Source organism: Hymenobacter mucosus (genome assembly GCF_900188255.1).
Classification (GTDB): domain Bacteria; phylum Bacteroidota; class Bacteroidia; order Cytophagales; family Hymenobacteraceae; genus Hymenobacter; species Hymenobacter mucosus.
Map to the genome: position 1 here is coordinate 260393 of NZ_FZNS01000005.1, position 18253 is coordinate 278645.

An 18253-nucleotide genomic window follows, 5' to 3' on the forward strand; every position below is an offset into this window, starting at 1 on the left:
ATGCATTTGCTCGTAACCCAATCGTTCGGCCGGGAAAGTGAGTACCGGCGGGCTTTGCTCACCATTATGAGCTTTTGGGCGTGGTATAGCGGACCTGCCAGTCAGGTTAAGACTGTACTGTTCACGGATGCCCCTGATTTCTTCCGACAATATCTGACGGACGTGGAGGTAGATTACGTGCTGCTTACTCCCGAGAAAATAAAGGTAATGCGAGGGCAGATTGACTTTCTGCACCGTATGAAAATCGCGCTGATCGAAGAGGCATTCCAGCGGCACCCAGGGGCTGACATGCTGTATGTTGACTCCGATACCTTTTTTACGGCCGATGCTCTGCCTTGGATGCAAGACTTCCGGCCGGGGCGCAGCTTTATGCATCTGCTAGAGTATACCTACGAAGAATGCCGTAAGCTGCCTCTGCCCATGGGTGTTACGTTTCACGCGTTTTTACATCTTATTGAGCAGCAAAGCTTTCAAACTACGCGGGGCACAGAGCAATATACTGCTAGGCAAGAATCGTGGAATGCCGGCGTAATGGGCCTTCCGGCCGAAATAGTTGCTATGATCCCGGATGTGTATCAGCTCACGGACCAATTTTATCCTCCTACGCAGAACCACGCCAGCGAGCAGTATGCCTTTTCTTTAGTACTGCAAACTCGTACGGAGCTTCACCCTTGTGACCAATACGTGTATCACTACTGGTACCGTGTGAAGAAACAGGTAACAGATTTGGTACTAGCTGATACTATCACAGCTGAATTCAAGCAGCAAACGTGGGCTGATAAGCTAGCAGCAGTGCGGCGGTTAACCCAACAACTGCCAGCTATTTATGATACGCATCCTTTGATGCTTCAGGACAATGCCGTGCAAGCATTCAACGAGAACCGCTTTAAGGAGGGGTATCAGCATGCCTGGATTGCTTTGCGCAAATCGCCTTTCACGCCTTCATTTCTAAAAGACGTGTTGTACCATGCTAAGCGTCATATTACCCAAGCATGAGCCAAGCTATAAAAATTGGGTTCTGCGTAGCCTACGACTGGTACTTTCTGGAGCACTCTCTGCCACTGGTATATGAGCAGGCTGACCGTATCTGTTTGTCGCTGGATCAGGACCGTATTAGTTGGGCTGGCAAGCCCTTCTCCTTCGACGACGAGGCCTTCTTTGCACTAGTCAAACGACTAGATACCAAGAACAAGATTGAGATCTATCAAGACGATTTTCATCGGCCGGAACTGGCTCCTATGGATAACGAAGTCAGGCAGCGTCACCTGATTGCGGAGCGGTTAGGAAAGGGCGGCTGGCACGTGCAGCTCGATGCCGACGAGTACTTTCTCAACTTTGCAGGGTTTGCTAAGTGGCTGCGCGGCTTTAATCCAGCACGTCCTGTCAATGTTCGGTGCCCGTACGTTACCCTGTTCAAGCAACTAGATACTGGGTTTCTGGCCGTAGACCGGCAGCAGCAACTCTGGGCCGACGTATCCAACCCAGTGGCTACTAACGATCCTGCCTACTACCACGGGCGAGTTAGTCATTGGTTTAACATTTATGCCCCCTACTTTATTCTGCATCAATCCTGGGCGCGTGATGAACAGGAGATTCGTGAGAAGATCAGCAACTGGGGCCACGCACACGATTTTGATACGCAAGCTTACCTAGACTTCTGGCTTAAGCTGAGCTCGGATAACTATAAAGAGGCAAAAAATGTCCACCCTCTAGATAAAGAGGCATGGCCCTTGCTACAGTTTGTGCCCGGGAAGCACATTGCTGACTTGGTTCCGTTTTATACAGCGCATCCACCACAAACCCCAAGCACGCTACGGCTGATGTGGGAGAATTCGTTGTGGGCCTCGCGACTACGGCGGGTACTCCGCCTTAAGTAAGATATATAACCCGTTTAGCTGACTTTTGCAGTATGTCCGCCTCGTGCGCTTTCCATCTAGGTATAACATTTGATCAGAACTATCTGGATCAATTTTATGCCCTGACTACCTCCATTTTTGTCAGCAACCCTAACAAGCCAATCGCAATCCATGCTATTGCAACCGGCATTCAGCCTGCAGATAAAGCTAAGATTGAAGAACACGTACAGGCTCATAACTCAACAATCTCCTTTTATCAAATTGACGAAAGTTTAATTTCTCAATTCGTATTAGGCAGCAAGTGGACTGTTGCCGTCTACTATCGGCTCTTCTTTGCATTTCTAGTACCTGAATCAGTAGAGTATCTGCTTTATATTGACAGCGACACGTTGGTAGTGGGCGATTTAAGTCTGTTTACTCAGATTGATCTAGGTACCTGCCCTGTGGCAGCGGTATATGACAACTGGGTAAAGACACAGCCTTTGTTAGGTATTACGGAAGAAGGGCAATATTTCAATTCGGGCGTACTCTACATGCACATGAAAGAGTGGCGCCGGCAGCGAATTTCTGAGCAAGCACTACAGTATTTGCAGCAGTACCCGGAGCGCATTAAGTATGTAGACCAATGTGCGCTGAATGCAGTGTTGCGTAACAACTGGAAAAAAGTCGACAGCCGATTTAATACCCTACACTCCTATATACCGGAGATGCTGCCGCGCCAGGAATTTGAAACGTACCTAGCCGATAAGGTGATTTTGCATTTCACCTTACATAGGCCCTGGGCCATGTTGTGTCAGAACCGTTTTCGTTATCTGTACCACCGTTATCTACAACAGTCACCTAGTAATCGAAAAGAACTTTACACTGATTTTGCTCTGAATAAGGTGCCATCTTTGCTGCGCATTCGTCTTCGAGAGCTATACATCGACAATCCGGCTCTAGGCAGACAGTGGCGGCGCCTCAAAGCTAAATTACGCTAGGTAAGGTAGCCCATGCCTAAAATTAATCTGTGAGAATGGCCGTAGCTTCGTTGGTATCAGTAGTAATTCCGTGCTATAACGCGGAGATGTATATCGCCGCTACCCTGCAATCAGTTCTGCAACAAACCTACCCAGCAGTGGAGGTAATTGTGGTAGATGATGGTTCAAAAGACGGGTCGGCTAAAATTGTAGCGGATATTGCCCGCGCTGACCAGCGAGTACGTCTGCATTCCAAACCAAACTCGGGTGTGGCCGATTCGCGTAATGTAGGTATTACGCTGGCTCAAGGGACATACATCGCCTTCTTGGATGCTGATGATTTGTTTGAGCCGGAGAATCTTGCTCGCAAGGTGGCGTATTTGGAGCAGTACCCGCAAACCAGGCTGGTTCATTCGGCGGAGGAGCGGTTTCAATCCGAAACCAATCAAACAGTAGAAATTATTCAGGGTAAAGGGGGGCACGTGTTACCCCTGCTGCTGGAAATGAGCACTACCGTTATTCACAGCCCTTCTAGTGTAGTGGTGCACCGAAGTGTGCTGGATGAAGCCGGATACTTTGATACCAAGCTCTCAACCTCGGCCGACTGGGAAATGTGGGTGCGCCTAGCGCGGTGCACAGAGTTTGGTTACCTACCTCACACCCTAGTCCGCTACCGTATTCATGGCCAGCAGATGCATAATAACATTCCATTGATGGAACGGGATATGCTCTATGCTTTTACGAAGCTACACCAAGAAGGAGCGTATTTCCCGTCGGAAACGTACTACCGGCAGTGCTTGGCTAACTTGTATTTGATTCTAGCTGCCTGCTACCGCGGCGATATGCATGACAACGCGCGGTTTCTACGCTTTCTAGCCAAATCCATTTCCACCGATATGCGTCCGCTGTGGCGGCGGCTGTGGCGGTCTGGCACAGCGGCCTAATTCATCTGTCACCTGGGTAGAACAGCGGCCTAGCTGTTTCAACCAGGCATAACCTTTTCATTGCCCATGTGCGGTATTGCTGGTTTTCTGAATCGTACGTCGGCATCTCCTCTCACCGAAGAGATGCTGCGCAATATGACTACGTGTCTGGCCCACCGCGGCCCTGATGCCGACGGTTTCTACTTCGATGGCCAAGTAGGGCTGGGCCATCGACGCCTAAGTATACTTGATCTTTCTTCGGCGGCAAACCAGCCAATGTTTTCGCACAATGATCGGTTTGTAACTATATTCAATGGTGAGGTCTATAACTTCCAGGAAATAAGAGACCGACTAGGCTTGCAAATGCGAACTACTTCCGACACGGAAGTAATTCTGGAGGCGTTTGTGAAGTTGGGACCTGACTTTGTGCAGGAGTTGAATGGAATGTTTGCTATTGCAATCTACGACAAGCAAACTGGGCAGTTGGATGTGTTCCGGGACCGGCTGGGAAAAAAGCCGATCTACTATTACCTGGACGCCAACACGTTTGGCTTTGCTTCTGAGCTAAAGTCACTGGTAAATCTTGCGCCCATCCGGCAGAGGTTAACGGTTGATAAAGAAGCAGTCAATCAGTTTCTGTACCTAGGCTACATTCCCCGGCCTCGATCTATTTATAACGAAATAAAGAAGATGGACTCGGGTGCGCATATCCGGGTGAATGCCACTGCGTTTAAGGAGTCCAGGTATTGGAAGTTAGAAGACAAGGTCAGGGCGGAAGTGCTGAGCGACGAACAAGAGGCTAAAAAGCAGCTGCACGACCTCATTCGCACCTCGGTACAGTACCGCATGATTGCAGACGTACCCTTTGGTACGTTCCTAAGCGGTGGTATCGATTCTAGCCTAGTGACTGCTATGGCGCAGGATGTGTCTGCTACGCCGGTGAAGACGTTCTCTATCGGCTTTGACTCGGCGAAGCACAATGAGTCGAGCTATGCTGCTGCAGTGGCCACACATTTGGGTACTGACCACCATAGCTTCACCGTAACAGAACGTGAGGCGCGCGACAGCATGGCGGAGCTGGCGACCATTTACGATGAGCCCTACGCCGACTCCTCGGCAGTGCCGACGCTGATGGTATCAAAACTAGCTCGGCAGCACGTCACGATGGCTTTGTCAGGGGACGGCGGCGACGAGCTATTTCATGGCTACGGTATGTATACTTGGGCAAACCGGTTGGCCAAGGGTAGTGTAAACTTACTGCGCCATCCGGCTCGATTGGTGATGCAGCAGATGAGCAACCGCTACAAGCGCGTGGCCGACCTGCTGAATTATCCGGCACAAGCGCGACTTCGCAGTCACATCTTCTCGCAAGAACAGTATCTGTTTTCTGAAAAGGAAATTGAGAAGTTACTGCAACCAAGCATGAGCAACCTGCCAGCTTTGCCAGAGCAATGGCCTAGCCCCCGCACCCTTACGCCTGCTGAGCAACAAGCCATCTTTGATATGCAGTACTACCTGCAGGATGACTTGCTGGTAAAAGTGGACCGGGCATCAATGCGCTATTCCTTAGAGACAAGAGGGCCCTTGCTGGACTACCGCATTGCTGAGTTCGCACTCAACCTCGATCCAGCGTTGAAGGTAAAGAACGGGGTTAGTAAATACCTGCTTAAACAAGTGCTGTACGACTATGTGCCGGCACACATTTTTGATCGGCCTAAGTGGGGGTTCTCTATCCCACTCGGCACTTGGCTAAAAAAGGATCTTCATTATCTCATTGATGAATACCTGAGCCCGCAGGTCCTAGAGAAAGTAGGCTTCGTGCGTCCCAACGTTGTACGAGAGCTAGTGCAGCGCTTTGAAGCCGGCGAAGACCATCTTTACAATCGAGTATGGCTTCTTATTGTATTGCATCAATGGGCTGTCACGCACCAGTTGGGAGCTTAAGGGCCTTTTACTTTTTAGCATGAATTCTTCCGCCCCCCGCGTTCTGTTTATTTCCTACGATGGGATGACTGACCCATTAGGTCAGTCGCAAGTGCTACCCTATCTAGTAGGTCTGTCTAAAGCTGGCTACCAAATTACTCTGCTTTCCACAGAAAAGAAGGATCGGTACGCTCAGCACGAGAAAACCATTCGAAATATTACTGAAGGGGCTGGTATCCGTTGGGAGCATATCTTCTTCACGCGTAAACCACCGGTTTTGGCTAAGTTTTACGATCGGTACCAACTGCGAAAGAAGGCGCTAGCTCTGCATAAGGAGCTGCACTTTGACATGACTCACTGTCGTAGCTACGTAAGTGCTGAGGTAGGCTTGTTGCTGAAACGCGAGTTCGGAGTGAAGTTCCTGTTCGATATGCGCGGGTTCTGGGTAGATGAGCGGGTAGAAGGAGGTATGTGGAATCTTGAGAGTCCTATTTACCGCCGGGCATATCGTACTTATAAGCGTAAGGAAGCAGAATTCATAGCGGCAGCCGATGGTATTATCAGCCTTACCGAAAACGGTAAAGGAGAAATGCAAACGTGGCTATCCTATCCTGGTACTCCTATTACAGTGATACCGTGTAGCGCTGATTTTTCGGTATTCCCACTGCTGACACCTGAAGACCGCAAGACGGCTCGCCAGCAACTAGGATATGATGAAAATACATTGGTGGTGAGCTATTTAGGTTCAATCGGTGCTTGGTACTTGCTGGATGAGATGCTGGCTCAGTTTGCGGTAATCAAGCAACTCAATCCTGGCGCTAAAATGCTTTTCGTTACGCAAGAACCGAAAGCCATGGTGCTTGCAGCAGCCAGGAAAATAGCTGGCCTGGAAGAAACTGATTTTCATGTTCTTCCTGCTACCCGTAAGGAGGTACCCAAGTTAGTTGCAGCCTCTAACTTGAATCTGTTCTTTATTAAGCAGAGCTACTCGAAAAAGGCCAGTTCGCCCACGAAGCTTGGCGAAATATTGGCAATGGGGCTTCCTGTAATCTGCAACGATGGTGTGGGAGATGTAGCAGACATTATCCGTCAGACAGATGGCGGCTCGGTAGTATCTACCTTGGATGCTGCTAGCTACGAAGCAGCGGCGCGCAGTATTCCTGAATTATTGCAAAAAGATGGAAGCCAACTGCGGCAAAAAGCACAGGAATATTACGACCTAGAAACAGCCATTGGCAGGTATACAAACGAGTACAAGCGGCTTCTCGGCAACTAATTTGCCTCTGTATATTCTATTGTTGATAGAAAGCCAAAACCTGTTCAGCAATACATACTTGTTGCTCCTCGCTTAGCTCGTAGTACAGCGGTAAACGAAGCAGGTGCTGAGCATAATACACTGTATTAGGCAAAGGAGGCCCCGTATACGCGTGCTCGAAAAAAGGACTTGTATGCAAGGGCTGGTAGTGAAAAATGGCTAGAATATGGTGCGCACGTAAATGGTGGATCAAAAGATCACGCTCTTTAGGTGAACGGCAGAGTAGGTAGAAAATGTGGGCGTTATGTGCTTGAGCATAACTGGGTATAAGCGGTAGCTTAACCCCTAGGCTCATTAAGGGAGCCAATGCCTGTTGATATACATTCCACTGTTGTAACCTGCGTTTCGATATTCTAAGCCGATTGTCCAATTGTGCGCAAAGGAAAGCTGCCGTTAGTTCAGACGGTAGGAAAGAAGAGCCAATATCTACCCACTCGTACTTAGCTGTTTCACCCCTGGAAAAGGCGGCCCGATTAGTCCCTTTCTCCCATAGGATTTCAGCTCTTTCCGCGAACTGATTATCATTTATAGCCAACAATCCACCTTCACCCGCACTGATATTTTTGGTCTCATGGAAAGAGAAAGCTGCTAAGTGACCAATTGTCCCTAAACGACGACTTCCATGGTATGATTCTATAGCTTGGGCAGCATCTTCAATTAAGATCAGGTTATGCTGGCTCACTAGGCTCGAGATGAAATCCATGTCACAAGCGACTCCAGCGTAGTGCACTACAACGATTGCACGGGTACGAGGTGTGATCAAACGAGCAATTTCAGCAGGATCAATGTTGGGATGTTCAGGGCTGCTATCAGCAAACACCAACGTAGCTCCACGTAGCAGGAAGGCGTTGGCCGTAGAGGTGAAAGTGAATGATGGTAGAATAACCTCGTCGCCAGGTTGTAGATGTAACAGCAGAGCCGCCATCTCCAGCGCCGCAGTACCACTGTTGGTTAGCAAAGCACGCGCAAACCCATACTCTTCTTCGAAGAAGCGATGACACCGCTGAGTGAAAATTCCGTTGCCGGAAAGCTTACCAGCTGATACTGCTTCTGCAATGTTATGCAGCTCAGACCCGGATAAATAGGGTTTATTAAAAGGGATGAGAATATCGGACGGGATCATACCGGCGTGGTGGTTTCTGCTACCACGAATAAAGGGCGTGCACGGACGCCTTCGAATGTTTTTCCTACGTACAGCCCGACGACACCCAGCACCGTGATTAGTATGCCGGAGAAAAAGCTTATGGATACAATAAGACTAGCGTACCCTAACACATCAATCTTACCAAGCAGCGCGCGAGTGAGCATTATTAATCCTAAAAGAAATGCGCCGCTAGCGAGCAGCAAACCAAAGTAGACCGTTAGCCGCAAGGGTTTATCAGAATAGCTAAGCAGAATATCAAGACCTAGTTGCAGCCGACGTGCTAGGGTATAGGAAGTGGGGCGCCCACTGTGCCCGTGTGCCACGGGCAAGGAGGCTTGTTTGAATCCTGCCCACCGAACCATAGTAGGGAAATACCGAGTGCTTTCGCGTAACTGTAAAACAGTATCTATTAACTGACGATGGTATATACCAAAATTGCCCACCTCCGGATCTTGACTCTGGCCAGTAAGGTAGCTGAGTAAACTGTAGAACATCTTGGCCCGCCAAACGGTGAAGGGATGATCGGTCCGTTGCCCGCGACGAGCCAGGACTGCCTGAAAACCTTCTTGCGCTTTTGCGTAGAGGCGGCCTATTTCTTCCGGTTGATCTTGGAGGTCGCAGTCCATCACGACTATCCACTCCCCACTACATGCTTCCAGACCTGCTGTAATTGCATGGTGCTGCCCGAAGTTTCGGGATAGGCGAATGCCACGTATTCGCGGATCATTAGCAGCATGCTGTTGAATAACTACCCAATCCTGTCCGGGGCTTCCATCATCAACCAAGATGATTTCATAACTAATGTTCAACGAGGTGAGTGCCTGCCTGACCCTGTTCAGCAACTCGCTTACAATACTCTCGGCCCTGTACACAGGGCTAACTACAGAAAGTATGGGTTTGGGAGCCATGGAAAATAAAAAGCGGCACTTTAGTTGTCGAAACAGGCATCAAAGATAAGAATGCTGGCTTGCTTCCCTTGGCGCTAATTGGAGCAATACGTTCAAGTAGGTTGACGTACCTTTGTTTGCCTGCTTTGAAAGCTTTGTAAAGTGGGCTTATAACTCCTATGCGAATACTTTTCATTGCCCCTTACCCGTATGGAAAGGCGCCCTCTCAACGGTTTCGATTTGAGCAGTATCTCGATTTGCTTAAGCAGGAAGGACATGAATGGGACCTAGAGCCCTTCATCAATGAGAAAACGTGGGATATACTGTATCGTCCGGGTCATACCGTGGACAAGGTAGCCGGCATTGTAGGAGGCTTTCTTCGCCGTGTACTCTTATTATTCCGGGTTAGGCAGTATGACTATGTTTTCATTCACCGTGAGGCTTCACCTATTGGTCCACCAGTGTTTGAGTGGATCATAGCGCGCCTGTTAAGAAAAAAGGTGATTTATGATTTCGACGACGCTATTTGGATTCCAAACACATCTGAAGCGAACAAGATTGTAGCTGGCATAAAGTGGCATCAGAAAGTAGCCAATATTTGCCGATGGGCCTACAAGGTGAGTTGTGGTAATGACTATTTACGCAGTTATGCTCGGCAGTTTAACCCCCACGCTGTGGTTAATCCAACAACCATAGACACTGTGCATCTGCATAATGAGGTAAAGGATCAGCAGGTAGTTGAAACACCAGTCATTGGTTGGACAGGTACTCATTCTACGCTCAAGTATTTACATCAGCTAGTGCCTGTGCTGGCAAAATTAGAGGAGGAGTTTCATTTCACTTTCAAGGTGATATCGAACCAGCCTCCAAACTTGCCTTTAAAGTCACTGGTATATCAGCCGTGGCGTAAAGAGTCTGAAATACAAGATTTGTTAACTTTTCACTTAGGAGTGATGCCTTTGGAGGATGATCCTTGGGCTAATGGAAAGTGCGCATTTAAAGCGTTGCAGTATATGGCATTGGGAATGCCAGCATTAGTATCACCAGTTGGTATGAACAAGGAAGTTGTAACGTCTGATTACAACGGGTATGTGTGTACTACACCAGTTGAATGGGAAGCAGCTTTACGAAAGCTTTTACAACAGCCCGCCCTTCGTACTGAGTTGGGGAAAAATGCGCGGTATACTATTGAGCAGCGCTACTCTGTTATAGCAAACTGTCGCAACTTTTTAGAGCTTTTCAGCTGAATTGCACGTGCGGGCTTTTTTCGCATCGCTTGAGCTTTGTGCTGCATAATATAGAGTGCACCCAGGTAGAAAGGCATCAACGGTATTTTATAGCGCACCAAAGTGCCAAAATTTCCACTGTTTACCCCAACACCAATAGCAAAGATCAGCGAGAAAATAAAGCAGAATGTTAGAATTGGTTCTGCAGCTATAAGTCGAAAGCTTTTCAAAAGCCCTGTTTTATAAAATAAACTAACTGTTAAATAAATAAACAAAGTAGCCTCTAATGCTGAAAGGAGCATAACTGGGTTACGAGCCTCAAACAAAAAAGGGCGGTACAGAGAAACAACAATTGCTTGTGGTGCAACTTTGACGATGGACGATGCTGAGCCATCAAACTCACCAATGTTATACGCTGATCCGCTTACTACCTGTTGTGTTAAATAATAATTATTAATCTTGCTTCGCTCACCTATTTTATCAATATCATACTTTTCATCGCCTGCAGTAAGCTTCGTTGCACCAAAAGCTCCAACAATCAACCCTAGCACAATAAATAAGGGCTTTAATATTACTCTAAGAGCAGCAGATTTTATTTTTTGGCTATATTCATTAAACACCCAAAAAAGTGCCGGTGGAAGGAAAGATAATAAGATATATATTTTAACTGAAGCAATTATATATGCACCTATTGCTCCTAATAGTGCAGCTGTAAAGATCCCGCGTGGACGAATTATTGCATTATAAAATCCATAAAAAACCCATCCTAATGCTCCCATACAAATAGAATCTTTCATTAAGCCAGATCCCCAAAAAAATACAGATGGAAGGAAAAAGACTGCTATGGCTAATTTCTTATAGGCAAGGGGAAAAATTCTTATAAATGTGAGGTACATAGCCCACATGCCTGAAAAGCTAGTGATGGCAAAAAACAGTCCTATAACAGTGTAAGTATTAAAACAAAAAAGAGCGAAGAAAGAGGCTACTTTGATAACGAAAAACTCAGTAGGAGCGCGGTACCATTCCATCATAACCGCATACTTATTGGTCTCCGGGTCATATTCTCCGTGTGACAATAATAACTTAATGCCGATGATGGGGGAATCGGTGAAAGCACTATAGACTGTTTTTACGTGATTGAAATAATTAAACGTATCACCGCCTCCGTAATAGAACTGATAGATTAAACCTAACCCAATAGCACCTACAAACTTTACGGATAACGCTGGTATAAAATACTTTTTTGTCAGAGCGTTAGTAAAACGCTTACGCACGGCAAATGCTATTCCGTAGAAAATAGCTAAGTAAAACGGAGTAAGAAAAAGATCTTTGAGTTCCATGCGTAGCGGGGCGTGTCTACTTCTTGTTTTTCTTTAGATACGCTTTTGCTTCTATGTATTGTTCCGTATCGTGCTCTGATACATCTCGTACTACTGTGTAGTAACGAATAGCGGCTTTTTTGTCCTTGTCCTGATCGGCTAGGCGAGCCAGCGCTAGATTTGCGTACACGTAAAAGCCACCATTCACTTCTCCTGTGCTTTCGGCAAAGACTATACAGCGCTGGTAGTACTCTTTGGCCTTGGCTATATTTTTATACTTGTTTTGGGTCAGCCAACCTAAAAAATAGGTTGCGTATCGCCCGCTGATAGCCTCGTAGCCAGGCATGCCCCGGTTAAGTTTATCGAGAATATCTCGGCTGATTCGCTCGCATTCTCTAAACTCACTTTGGTTAAAGCAGACTAGTGCGTAGAAACGCTGACAATAGGCGTTGTCGGGATAGGTGGAGGCCATATACCGTGCAATTGGCAGGGCTGCTTCGGGTTTGTTCTCCTCGTTGAGCAGAATCTTCATCAGAAATACCCTCGCCTCAGGGCCTACGTAAAAGCCATTGTCGGCTACGTTGCGCAACTGCTGTAATCCTAAGGACTTATTCCCTTTTGGGAAAAAGAGGAGCACTGGTTTCAGCAGGGCATAATTCTCAGGAATCCAGACGGCGTAATAATTGAAAAGAGCCTGCCCAAACAAAAACTCGGGGCTCAGTCCGTTGGCCTCTTTGCTAATCTCCAGATAATCAAGCGCCCGTTTGGCGCTGACAGTTGCTTTCCGCCAATCGCGTCGGTCAGCGTGTAGGCGGCCATCAAATCCATACGCCGCTGCCAGAAAGAAGCAGGCTTCGTAGTTACGGTTGTCGGCTTCGTACAAGGCTTCGCCCTTAGTGATGGCCGTATCCATGTACGCAAAGAAGAGCTTGTCGTACTGCTTCGTTTGATTATTGGTTGGCATGATCTTCCACCAGGTACTGAGGCCTAGTAGAAAGTAGGGCATAGGATGATTGGGATATCGTCGGCGTAGAGAGCGGAACTGGCGTTCTGCCTTGTCGTACTTGAAGTTATATAAGTTATAAACCGCCCCTTCCAATTCCGTCTGAATATCCTTGTCGAGTAGCAGCCAGCCTTCCGTATCCACAGCATTGGGTGCTATGTCTACGTTATCTAACTGTACTTGGCGCGAGGTATCAATAGGAGCAACCCTGGTAGATTCCGGTTGCTGCGCTAGCGCCGCCAGCGGCAACAGCACCATCAACAGGACAAAACGGAGTTTTTGAATCATAATCACAGCTACTTGCGGCTTCATCCTAACGGAGAATATCTGATGAACCCACCCACGAAAAGGCTAAACTAGGACTTTTATCCTAATTTTGGACAAATAATATACACCTCATGCAGCTTTTAGAAACCTTATGCCGCGTAGCTGCGCCTTCCGGCAATGAAGCACCTCTAACAAAATTCTTGCTAGACTACATTCAACGGTATCAGTCGAGCTGGCGCACCTTGCCAACCCTCCTGCAAGGTGAAGAGTTTCAGGATTGCATTATTCTAGTATTTGGTAAGCCTAGAACGGCTGTTTTTGCTCATATTGACAGTATCGGCTTCACGGTGCGCTATGGCCGCCAGCTAGTGCGCATTGGCGGGCCTGACGTGGAAACTGGTTACCAGCTAGTAGGACAGGACACGGAGGGGCCAATTTTATGCCGCTTGGTAGTAGATGAGAATACCGGCGCACTTAGCCACGATTTTCACCGGGAAATTGAGCGGGGTACGGAGCTTACGTTTCAATGCGACTTCCGAGAAACTGAGACGACAGTGCAAAGCTGCTACCTGGATAACCGGCTGGGAGTATGGAACGCCCTTCGGCTTTGCGAAACACTGGAAGATGGTATCATCGTTTTCTCTTGTTGGGAGGAGCACGGCGGTGGCTCGGTGGCCTACTTAGCCAAGTACATCTATGAGACCTATGGAGTACGCCAGGCGCTTATTTCGGATATAACGTGGGTGACAGAGGGAGTTCAACCTGGTCTAGGAGTGGCTATTTCTATGCGCGACTCGCTAATCCCGCGACGTAGTTACGTGGAGCGCATTCGCCGCATTGCCCAAGAAGCCGGGATTCCTCATCAGCTAGAGGTCGAAAGTAGTGGTGGCTCTGATGCTAAAGAGTTGCAACATGGCGCTCAGCCATGGGATTGGTGTTTTGTGGGTGCACCGGAGGATAATGTGCATTCACCAAACGAAATCGTAGATAAGCGTGATATAGCTAGTATGCTAGTGCTATACCAAGTGTTATTGAAGAGGCTATAAAATTACTATTGCATAGTACCTTTGTTTTGTTTCCACAACCACATTCTTTTTTGTGCACTCCGTAAGCAAACGAAAGGACCCTGCTGCTCTTAAGCATCTAACATATCAAGAATTAGACGTTCTTCACTCATTACGTGGTTTCTGTGCTTTTTACGTAGTGATATTTCACGCTAAATACCTTGTTTGGTCAGGGGGGCGTCAGTTCTTAGATGTGCACCCTCGTAGCTCTTGGAGTGTATTAGACTATATATTGTTTGGCCTCGATATGCTCAGCTCAGCGGGCTACGAGATGGTTATATTGTTTTTTGTGTTATCCGGGTTTTTTATTCGATATGCACAATTACGTAAACACCGTAAGCCTTTGCCTTTCTATATTAATAGAGTAGCCCGAATCTATCCGCCTTATCTATTCGCATCGGTTCTTGCAGTATGCGTTCTATGGTGTGTTGCTACATTAGTACCTGCTGCGTTATCTGTGTCTAATGGCAGGGAGCTGAATATAACATTAAATCAAGCTTGGTATGAACTACAAGCTTTAAATTTACACGGGATTATAAGTACGTTAGGCTTTATGCCTATAGGTAAAATTTATATTGGCTATAATGATGTATATTGGTCGTTATTGCCAGAGGCAATATTTTATCTTATGGTTCCTTTATTTTTATGGCAAGTAAGAATTTATTATATCGCATCTGTCGTTTTACACATAGTAGGGCTTGTTTTGTCCTATGAAGTGGGGCTTAATCCTTTCATTGATTACTTTTTTACATATAATTTATATTTTGCAATAGGTGCTTTTGTTTATGATATAGTAATTGAAACAAGGTGGCTCGTTTCGTTTCAACGTGTTTCAGGTTGGATATTAACAGTTGTAGTAGGAATATTATTTGTATTGCTATTAGTACTAGCCGTGCTAAAGTTGAAACCTCTATCTGGTATAGTAGCAGCTTTGTTAGCTGTTATAAGTATATCAGCGTTGCTGGTGGGTAAAGTATCTCGTCAAAACATCTTAATGCGCGCGTTACACAAATTAGGTGTATTTAGCTTTTCTCTCTATCTCTATCACTTTCCACTCCTACTTCTGTGTTATGGGGGAATGGTGTATTTGACGGGCGAAACGATATTCTATGAGCGCTACTACTGGCTAGCAGTACCACTAGTAACAATCGTAGCTTATGTGCTATATCAGGTTACTGAGCGAGTTTCTGTCAACTATTTTCGGAAAGTGTAAGCTTTAGGTTATATAACTATCTGTCAGGGGCTTGGAGTTACTGGTAAAACTTTTATTTTACTAGCAACTCCAAGCCCCTGTTTTTATCATTCAGCTCAAACCCCACCGTTTATGATGATGATTCTCTATGTCGTGCCAGCACTGGGTGTGCTGGCGTTGGTCTACACGTGGCTTCGTTCTGGGTGGGTGAGTCGCCAGCCGGCAGGCGAGGAGCGCATGCGTACTATTGCTGGCTACATTGCTGATGGTGCAATAGCCTTTTTGAAAGCGGAGTACCGGGTAATGGTCCTCTTTGGCTTGATGGCGTGTGCGTTCTTGTTTTATTTGGGTAGTACCGGCGAGAAATCGAGCCCGGTTATTGTCATTGCCTTTCTCATTGGGGCAGTCTTCTCGGCTTTGGCTGGCTTCATTGGGATGAAGATTGCCACCAAGTCCAACGTGCGGACGGCCCAGGCGGCGCGTACTAGCTTGAGCCAAGCGTTAAATGTGTCCTTCTCGGGTGGCTCGGTGATGGGTATGGGCGTAGCCGGTCTGGCCGTACTAGGTTTGGGCTCTTTGTTCCTAGTGTTCTACCAGCTATTTGTAGTTGGGAAGGGTAGTGCCAATGGAGTGGAAATGGAAACCGCTTTGGAGGTGCTAACGGGCTTTTCTTTAGGAGCCGAAAGTATTGCCCTGTTTGCCCGGGTAGGCGGCGGCATTTATACCAAGGCTGCCGACGTTGGGGCCGACCTAGTAGGAAAAGTAGAAGCGGGTATCCCAGAAGATGACCCGCGCAACCCCGCTACCATTGCCGACAATGTAGGCGACAACGTGGGCGACGTAGCAGGCATGGGGGCCGACTTATTTGGCTCTTACGTAGCTACTATTTTGGCTACCATGGTGCTAGGGCGGGAGGTTGTAGCGCGGGGCGATGAGTTTCAAGGGCTCTCGCCTATTCTGCTGCCTATGGCCATTGCCGGACTGGGTATTATCGCCTCGTTGATTGGGATCCTGACCGTTCGGGTGCGGGAGGGAGGGAATGTGCAGGCTGCACTCAACCGCGGTAATTATGTCTCTGTGCTGGTATCAGGTGCATTCTCCTATGCGCTTATTCGCTGGATGCTGCCTCCCGAGGACCTTACGATTCGTGGGATTACCTTTAATGCAACGGGCGTATTCTATGCAGTGGTAGTTGGCCTGGTCGTAGGCACGCTAATGAGTATTATCACGGAGTACTACACTGCTATGGGCAAGCGCCCGGTGCTTAGCATCGTTCGGCAAAGCTCAACGGGGCATGCTACCACCGTTATTGGAGGGCTGGCCGTAGGTATGGAAAGTACCGTGCTACCCATTATAGTGCTAGCAGCGGGTATCATTCTAAGCTACGAGTGTGCTGGATTGTATGGCGTAGCCATTGCCGCGGCCGGCATGATGGCTACTACGGCCATGCAACTGGCCATTGATGCCTTCGGGCCTATTGCCGACAACGCTGGCGGTATTGCCGAGATGAGCGAATTGCCGAAGGAGGTGCGCGAGCGGACTGATATTCTCGATGCTGTTGGCAATACGACAGCAGCCACGGGGAAAGGCTTTGCCATTGCTTCGGCGGCTCTCACGTCGCTGGCTTTGTTTGCGGCCTTTATGGGTACGGCCAACATCAGCAGCATTGATATCAGCGACGCACGCGTGCTAGGTGGGCTTTTCGTTGGAGCTATGATTCCGTTTATTTTCTCGGCGCTAGCTATTTCCGCCGTAGGGCGCGCTGCAATGAGCATGGTGCAGGAAGTGCGGAGGCAGTTCCGGGAAATTCCAGGAATAATGGAAGGTACGGGCCGACCCGAATACGAGAAGTGCGTGGCTATTTCCACCCATGCCGCTATTCGGGAAATGATGTTGCCGGGGGCTATTGCCCTGCTAGTGCCAGTAGTAGTAGGCTTCACGATGGGGCCGGAAGTATTGGGGGGTACGCTGGCTGGCGTAACCGTGAGCGGGGTGCTAATGGCCATGTTCCAAAGCAATGCCGGTGGTGCCTGGGATAACGCCAAGAAATCCTTCGAGAAGGGGGTAGAAATTGACGGCAAGATGGAGTTCAAGGGATCCGACGCGCACAAAGCTTCCGTTACGGGAGATACCGTAGGCGACCCCTTCAAGGATACCTCTGGGCCTAGTATGAACATCCTCATCAAGCTCATGAGCATCGTGTCACTGGTAATTGCCCCGCACATTGCGGCTCCTGAGCGGGCAGTAGCCCAACAGAACACCAGTGTTCAGGTGCACAAGCCAGAACTGAAAGCTCAACTGCGTAGGGCTACTCCTCGAGAAAATTTATTCTCTGCGGAGGCTTTTTTTCACTTAATGCGACACTTGTAGAGGTAGCGCCTACCGCCTCGTTAGTAATAGGAGTAGCAAGTACTTCCCTGGGCTGAATAAGCTATAGCCAAACGCAACGCCGCCGTTCCGAGCCCGGACGGCGGCGTTTTTGTGCTACCTTTGCCCACCCGCACAACCACGGCCCTACCTTAAACGGATGAATTCGGACCATATTTCACTGCACAACAAGCAGTTTGAGCCGTACCTGACTGCCGACCAGCTCGCTACTGCTATCGGCGCAGTCGCCGCCCGCCTCAACCAGGACTACGCTGGGCAGCAGCCCATTTTCGTGTCTGTTCTCAACGGCTCGTTCATGTTCACTGCCGATCTGCTTAAGGCCGTGACGCTCGACTGCGAAGTGTGCTTCATCCGGGTCGCTTCCTATGAGGGTACTTCTACCACGGGTAAAGTGAAGGAAGTACTTGGGCTGACCGAGGAATTGGCTGGCCGTCCCGTAATTATCCTGGAAGACATCGTGGATACAGGTCATACCATGCGGATGCTCCTGGAAACCCTCGGCGCTCAAAAGCCTGCGTCACTGGAAGTAGCTACGCTGTTTTTGAAACCCGATTGCTTACAACACCCCCTCGAGATTCGCTACGTGGGCCTGAGCATCCCCAACGATTTCATTGTGGGCTATGGCCTTGATTATGACGGCTTGGGGCGCAACTACCCCGATGTGTATAAAGCAGTCTGAAAAAGGGGCAAGTTGCTGGCTAGCTAAAATTCGCTGGCGACCATAGAGGCTTTCCTGTTCGTTGCGTATCTTTCCAGAACCCCACTCATTTTCCCCTACCTCCGCGTA

General features: G+C 48.2%; 15 protein-coding genes. 11 read left to right on the forward strand and 4 right to left on the reverse strand.

Features of this window, described 5'->3' with window-relative positions; all coding sequences use genetic code 11:
- The 6 genes from CHB83_RS13795 to CHB83_RS13820 all read left to right on the forward strand — a co-directional run bounded on the left by CHB83_RS13795 (position 1) and on the right by CHB83_RS13820 (position 6937).
- Positions 1-996 carry a hypothetical protein gene (locus CHB83_RS13795; RefSeq protein ID WP_089333048.1) on the forward strand — a complete coding sequence of 332 codons (996 nt, stop codon included), beginning with the start codon at positions 1-3 and terminating at the stop codon, positions 994-996.
- Positions 993-1877 carry a hypothetical protein gene (locus CHB83_RS13800; RefSeq protein WP_089333049.1) on the forward strand — a complete coding sequence of 295 codons (885 nt, stop codon included), beginning with the start codon at positions 993-995 and terminating at the stop codon, positions 1875-1877. The genes CHB83_RS13795 and CHB83_RS13800 overlap by 4 nt, the downstream gene beginning before the upstream one ends.
- Positions 1878-1909: 32 nt before the next feature.
- The gene (locus tag CHB83_RS13805) at positions 1910-2836 is read left to right on the forward strand and encodes a glycosyltransferase family 8 protein (RefSeq protein ID WP_089333050.1); all 927 of its coding nucleotides are present in this window, start codon (positions 1910-1912) and stop codon (positions 2834-2836) included.
- A 35-nt stretch (positions 2837-2871) separates the two neighbouring features.
- Positions 2872-3759: a glycosyltransferase gene (locus CHB83_RS13810; protein ID WP_089333051.1), complete on the forward strand. Its 888-nt coding sequence runs from the start codon at positions 2872-2874 to the stop codon at positions 3757-3759.
- 66 nt (positions 3760-3825) lie between these two features.
- Positions 3826-5682, forward strand: a complete 1857-nt coding sequence (asnB, locus tag CHB83_RS13815) for an asparagine synthase (glutamine-hydrolyzing) (RefSeq protein WP_089333052.1) — start codon at positions 3826-3828, stop codon at positions 5680-5682.
- A gap of 19 nt (positions 5683-5701) precedes the next feature.
- The gene (locus CHB83_RS13820; RefSeq protein WP_089333053.1) at positions 5702-6937 is read left to right on the forward strand and encodes a glycosyltransferase; all 1236 of its coding nucleotides are present in this window, start codon (positions 5702-5704) and stop codon (positions 6935-6937) included.
- Positions 6938-6953: 16 nt separating this feature from the next.
- On the opposite strand, the gene rffA is transcribed toward CHB83_RS13820, so the two are convergent.
- Together rffA and CHB83_RS13830 are read right to left on the reverse strand one after the other, a co-directional pair.
- Complete coding sequence (gene rffA, locus CHB83_RS13825) at positions 6954-8099, reverse strand: dTDP-4-amino-4,6-dideoxygalactose transaminase (protein WP_179225533.1); 1146 nt, start codon at positions 8097-8099, stop codon at positions 6954-6956.
- Positions 8096-9028, reverse strand: coding sequence for a glycosyltransferase family 2 protein (locus CHB83_RS13830; protein WP_089333054.1), 933 nt, complete (start codon positions 9026-9028; stop codon positions 8096-8098). Before CHB83_RS13830 ends, rffA begins: the two co-directional genes overlap by 4 nt.
- Positions 9029-9186: 158 nt before the next feature.
- On the opposite strand from CHB83_RS13830, the gene CHB83_RS13835 reads away from it, so the two are divergent.
- Complete coding sequence (locus tag CHB83_RS13835) at positions 9187-10254, forward strand: glycosyltransferase family 4 protein (protein ID WP_089333055.1); 1068 nt, start codon at positions 9187-9189, stop codon at positions 10252-10254.
- Here CHB83_RS13835 and CHB83_RS13840 read toward each other — a convergent pair.
- Both CHB83_RS13840 and CHB83_RS13845 read right to left on the reverse strand, forming a co-directional pair.
- Entirely contained in the window at positions 10206-11573 is a 1368-nt protein-coding gene (locus CHB83_RS13840) for an LTA synthase family protein (protein WP_089333056.1), read from the reverse strand. The two genes, CHB83_RS13835 and CHB83_RS13840, sit on opposite strands and share 49 nt — an antisense overlap.
- 16 nt (positions 11574-11589) lie before the next feature.
- Positions 11590-12843, reverse strand: coding sequence for a tol-pal system protein YbgF (locus tag CHB83_RS13845; RefSeq protein WP_089333164.1), 1254 nt, complete (start codon positions 12841-12843; stop codon positions 11590-11592).
- Positions 12844-12953: 110 nt separating this feature from the next.
- Between CHB83_RS13845 and CHB83_RS13850 the strand changes: the two genes are divergently transcribed.
- The 4 genes from CHB83_RS13850 to CHB83_RS13865 all read left to right on the forward strand — a co-directional run bounded on the left by CHB83_RS13850 (position 12954) and on the right by CHB83_RS13865 (position 18145).
- Complete coding sequence (locus tag CHB83_RS13850; protein WP_055562548.1) at positions 12954-13868, forward strand: M20/M25/M40 family metallo-hydrolase; 915 nt, start codon at positions 12954-12956, stop codon at positions 13866-13868.
- Between the two features lie 52 nt (positions 13869-13920).
- Positions 13921-15099: an acyltransferase family protein gene (locus tag CHB83_RS13855; RefSeq protein WP_089333057.1), complete on the forward strand. Its 1179-nt coding sequence runs from the start codon at positions 13921-13923 to the stop codon at positions 15097-15099.
- A 111-nt stretch (positions 15100-15210) separates the two neighbouring features.
- Positions 15211-17448, forward strand: a complete 2238-nt coding sequence (locus tag CHB83_RS13860) for a sodium-translocating pyrophosphatase (RefSeq protein WP_089333058.1) — start codon at positions 15211-15213, stop codon at positions 17446-17448.
- 157 nt (positions 17449-17605) lie between these two features.
- The gene (locus tag CHB83_RS13865) at positions 17606-18145 is read left to right on the forward strand and encodes a phosphoribosyltransferase (protein ID WP_089333059.1); all 540 of its coding nucleotides are present in this window, start codon (positions 17606-17608) and stop codon (positions 18143-18145) included.
- The last annotated feature ends 108 nt before the right edge of the window (positions 18146-18253 follow it).

Excerpts from the sequence above, each read along its gene's own strand:
- CHB83_RS13795 (WP_089333048.1), top strand. The coding sequence starts at position 1 with ATGCATTTGCTCGTAACCCAATCGTTCGGCCGGGAAAGTGAGTACCGG.
- CHB83_RS13800 (WP_089333049.1), top strand. The coding sequence starts at position 993 with ATGAGCCAAGCTATAAAAATTGGGTTCTGCGTAGCCTACGACTGGTAC.
- CHB83_RS13805 (WP_089333050.1), top strand. The coding sequence starts at position 1,910 with ATGTCCGCCTCGTGCGCTTTCCATCTAGGTATAACATTTGATCAGAAC.
- CHB83_RS13810 (WP_089333051.1), top strand. The coding sequence starts at position 2,872 with ATGGCCGTAGCTTCGTTGGTATCAGTAGTAATTCCGTGCTATAACGCG.
- asnB (WP_089333052.1), top strand. The coding sequence starts at position 3,826 with ATGTGCGGTATTGCTGGTTTTCTGAATCGTACGTCGGCATCTCCTCTC.
- CHB83_RS13820 (WP_089333053.1), top strand. The coding sequence starts at position 5,702 with ATGAATTCTTCCGCCCCCCGCGTTCTGTTTATTTCCTACGATGGGATG.
- rffA (WP_179225533.1), bottom strand. The coding sequence starts at position 8,099 with ATGATCCCGTCCGATATTCTCATCCCTTTTAATAAACCCTATTTATCC.
- CHB83_RS13830 (WP_089333054.1), bottom strand. The coding sequence starts at position 9,028 with ATGGCTCCCAAACCCATACTTTCTGTAGTTAGCCCTGTGTACAGGGCC.
- CHB83_RS13835 (WP_089333055.1), top strand. The coding sequence starts at position 9,187 with ATGCGAATACTTTTCATTGCCCCTTACCCGTATGGAAAGGCGCCCTCT.
- CHB83_RS13840 (WP_089333056.1), bottom strand. The coding sequence starts at position 11,573 with ATGGAACTCAAAGATCTTTTTCTTACTCCGTTTTACTTAGCTATTTTC.
- CHB83_RS13845 (WP_089333164.1), bottom strand. The coding sequence starts at position 12,843 with ATGATTCAAAAACTCCGTTTTGTCCTGTTGATGGTGCTGTTGCCGCTG.
- CHB83_RS13850 (WP_055562548.1), top strand. The coding sequence starts at position 12,954 with ATGCAGCTTTTAGAAACCTTATGCCGCGTAGCTGCGCCTTCCGGCAAT.
- CHB83_RS13860 (WP_089333058.1), top strand. The coding sequence starts at position 15,211 with ATGATGATGATTCTCTATGTCGTGCCAGCACTGGGTGTGCTGGCGTTG.
- CHB83_RS13865 (WP_089333059.1), top strand. The coding sequence starts at position 17,606 with ATGAATTCGGACCATATTTCACTGCACAACAAGCAGTTTGAGCCGTAC.